The sequence below is a fragment of the Okeania sp. SIO2C9 genome (genome assembly GCF_010672455.1).
GTDB lineage: Bacteria > Cyanobacteriota > Cyanobacteriia > Cyanobacteriales > Microcoleaceae > Okeania.
The window spans coordinates 1-1409 of the sequence record NZ_JAAHGO010000225.1 but is presented as its reverse complement, the minus strand read 5'-3'; the positions used below and the strand labels follow the sequence as shown (position 1 = coordinate 1409).

General features: G+C 36.5%; 2 protein-coding genes. Both read left to right on the top strand.

Annotated elements, in window-relative coordinates:
- On the top strand, positions 1–794 hold a 794-nt coding region (locus F6K23_RS40485; RefSeq protein ID WP_293166856.1), incomplete at its 5' end, for a hypothetical protein.
- A 218-nt stretch (positions 795–1012) separates the two neighbouring features.
- Positions 1013–1303 carry a hypothetical protein gene (locus F6K23_RS40480; protein WP_293166854.1) on the top strand — a complete coding sequence of 97 codons (291 nt, stop codon included), beginning with the start codon at positions 1013–1015 and terminating at the stop codon, positions 1301–1303.
- Positions 1304–1409 lie beyond the last annotated feature (106 nt).

Below are 1409 nucleotides of genomic sequence, written 5' to 3'. Positions count from 1 at the left end.
AGCAGTCCAAAACTGAAACTAAAAAACAGACAGAATCAAACCCTAAATCTGAATCTCAAAAAGTAGCTACTTCAGAAGTTAAAGAAGAAGAAAAATTAGAAAATAAAGAAGAAGAAAGCCTACCACCAAAACAAGATTATGCTTTCCAAGGTATAGGAACTTTATATGGCAGAATAGTCAGGCGATATGAGGATAATGATGCTTACTACAATCTGATTTCAGAAGGTAAAACTTATGAATTAATTTATAATAGCCCAAAGGTAAAAGAGTTTCTCAGGCTAGACTACGACCCAGATAAAAATAGGTATGTAACTGTTTACCCTTACCTCACACATTTCCCTAACAAAAATACTCCCCATAAACTAGGTTTTACAATAATTGCAGCCAATGATACTCCTCATTTAGATTTAAAAGTTAACGAATTTAAACTATCAGGTTTGTGGCAATTTATAGCGGTTTGTAAATGTCCTGTAATAAGTATTCACAGAAATAGAAAAGGAAAAGGCGATCGCGTCTCACGATTAAAGAAAAAATTTGATAATGAGAAATTAAATAAGAAATTAACTAGGGCAAATCATGTACCTGTTCTGTGGAGGGATTCTCCAGTAAAACCGTTCAGATTTAATCCTAAGTTGGAGAAAGATCAACAAGGCGATCGCTACTTTGTGGAAATTAAAGCTAAATTTTTACCAGGTAGAGAGCAATGGGGATTTATGGAAATACTTGGAGAGCCAACTTTAGATGTCCCTAAGTTTTACAAACCTGAGAAAATTTCTAATCCCCAAGTAGCTTGACATCCTTTTTCCGACCGCAAAATGGGAAAACTCATCTCTACGAATGTAAAGTTTTCTCCCGTAAAATCGCCTGATTATAAACGGGAGACCCCTTTTTGAAGTCTGATTGCGTATCAATTGCTTACGTTCCCAAACAGTTGCTTAGGTTCCTTGTACTTCCGTTTTTTAGTGTCTATATTTCAATTATAGACATCAAACAGACAAGGAGAGACAAACTGATGTACACATCTAAAATTCCTATTAGCTATGGGTTACAGGGAAATGAAGAAAATTATGGAGACAATGTAATAGACTTCCATATAGACGACGAAGTAGAAGGACAGACAGACATACCTGCTACTGAAACAGTCCGGTACACTCTTGAACAATTAGCTCAGGAACTAAGTATTTCTACCAAAACTATCTACCGTGCTGGCACTGGCTACTATCCCCGGATTTGCGAATGTTGGTACTGGTTAACAGAAGGATTCAAGGTTGGTGAAAGGTATACCGTACGAAAAAAACTGTAGAAAATTGTAACAGCTTTTATCTTGATATTGGATTAACCAATACTGGCTGTACGGCACAGCTCACTATTCCCTCGGCAGTAAATGCCTCTGGGAATTTCTTTCTGAT